The following is a 1,604-nucleotide window of genomic DNA, read 5'->3' as shown; positions in this document are numbered from 1 at the left end:
GAAGATGGTCGGCGCGGAAGGTCAGAAGCTCAAAGTCAGCACCTCCGGCGGGATTATTCCCTTCCAAGCGTACAACTTGAAGATCGCCTCGATGTCGTTTCTGCTGCAGAACTCGGATGACCCTATTATTTGGCGCGATGCCTACAAGTACGAATTCATCAATCAATTGCTCGGGGGTGTCGATTGGCAGGATTTGAATTTTCTCCTGATCGATCTCCCACCGGGGACCGGGAACGAGTCGGTCACGACGATCGATCTGCTCGGCGCGGTAAGCGGTGCCGTGATTGTTACCACGCCGCAAGAAGTAGCGCTCCTTGATTCCAGAAAATCAGTCACGTTTTGCAAGGATAGCGAGGTGCCGATCGTCGGGATCGTGGAGAATATGAGCGGGCTCGAATGCCCGCATTGTCATACCCACATCGATGTATTTCGGAAGGGCGGTGGGGAAGCATCCGCGCTCGACATGGGAGTTCCATTTTTGGGTCGGATTCCGCTCGACCCCGACGTGGTGACACAGTCCGACGCGGGTGAGCCTTTTGCGCTGTTCAACTCAGACACGTCGACGGCGGAAGCATACCACCGTATCGCCAATCAGGTTGAAGCCTTCTGCAAAAGAAGCGCGTCGTTGCTGAAAGTGGGGCGGTCGACCGCGGTACCACTGAAGGGAGTCAATCAGTGAAAGCTGCGGATGCCATGGCCGGATTGACCCAACTCCACGACGCGCAAAGGGTCGTATTCGATGCTGCTGCGTTGTTGGGTCATGAAAAAGTCTCGATTCTGGACGCCTTGGGCCGTGTGCTGAGCGAAGATCTCACTGCTGAGCGCGACAATCCGCCCTGGGATAATTCAGCCATGGACGGGTTTGCGGTCAGATGGCAGGATATCAAGCAGGAGCAAGCCATTCAAAAGCCGGTCACCCTCTCGGTCATTGAAGATGTTCCCGCCGGTAGGATGCCGTCAAAAACGGTTGGCTTTGGGCAGGCCATCCGGATTATGACGGGGGCTCCGATTCCTCAAGGAGCGGATACCGTTCTGAAGGTCGAAGATACGGAACATACACCTGATTCCGTCCGGGTGTTTAAGGCGGAACCTAAAGGAGCCAATATCAGACCTCAGGGCGAGGATGTCAAAAAAGGAGACCGCATCATCGCGAAAGGGGCCAGAATCCGTCCCGGCGAGGTTGGGATGTTGGCGATACTGGCGAAGTCGTTCGTATGCGTTTACCAGCAGCCGCGGGTGGCGATCATTTCGACCGGTGATGAGTTGGCGGACTTGGACGAGCGGTTCAGCGAGGAAAAGATCATCAATTCGAACAGCTATGGGATGGCCGCGGCCGTGCGGGAAGCGGGCGGCATTCCATTATTGCTCGGCATCGCGCGTGATACGCCAATGGCGCTCAAGGAAAAGATATCGCAAGGATTGAATGCCGACATGTTGGTGTTGTCCGGCGGGGTATCGATGGGTGACTATGATTTCACCAAAGCGGTGTTCCGTGAGCTCGGGGCTGAGATGAACTTTTGGAAACTCGCCATTCGGCCAGGTCAGCCGCTGGCCTTTGGAAAGATCCAGGGCAAGCTCGCTTTCGGCCTCCCAGGCAATCCTGT

At 56.0% G+C, this 1,604-nt stretch carries 2 protein-coding genes; both read left to right on the top strand.

Annotation, left to right across the window (positions count from 1 at the left end):
* Positions 1-679: P-loop NTPase (locus ACOSYY_RS03620; protein WP_421660905.1), on the top strand; the 679-nt coding region annotated here is incomplete at its 5' end.
* On the top strand, positions 676-1,604 hold a 929-nt coding region (locus ACOSYY_RS03615), incomplete at its 3' end, for a molybdopterin molybdotransferase MoeA (protein WP_421660904.1). The genes ACOSYY_RS03620 and ACOSYY_RS03615, both read left to right, overlap by 4 nt.

It is taken from the genome of Nitrospira sp. BLG_2 (genome assembly GCF_049222245.1).
Note: the sequence above shows the minus strand (reverse complement) of the source record. Positions and strands in the feature narration are given on the sequence as shown.